General features: G+C 64.1%; 1 protein-coding gene. It reads right to left on the bottom strand.

Annotated elements, in window-relative coordinates; genetic code table 11:
* On the bottom strand, positions 1–270 hold a 270-nt coding region (locus F7R06_RS30865), incomplete at both ends, for a cadherin-like domain-containing protein (protein ID WP_170288747.1).

Genomic DNA, 270 nt, shown 5'->3' with positions numbered 1-270 from the left:
TGAGGTCGGTGAAGCTGTCATCCACTGGGGTGACGCTGATGTTCAGGGTCGAAGTGACGTCCGCACCGGAACCGTCGGTGACGGTGTAGGTCACGGTCGGCACTGCGCCGTTGTAATTGGCGTCCGGGGTGAAGGTGTAGGCACCGTTGGCGCCGATCACCAGGGTGCCGACGTTGGCGATGGTGGCCGTGCTGCCGGCCTGGTACTGGGTGCCGTCCACTGTGAAATTAACCACGCTGACCGGGCCGTCGACGCTCGAAGTGCCGGTGA

The sequence above is a fragment of the Pseudomonas moorei genome, from assembly GCF_008801475.1.
GTDB classification, from domain to species: Bacteria; Pseudomonadota; Gammaproteobacteria; order Pseudomonadales; family Pseudomonadaceae; genus Aquipseudomonas; species Aquipseudomonas moorei.
Note: the sequence above shows the minus strand (reverse complement) of the source record. Positions and strands in the feature narration are given on the sequence as shown.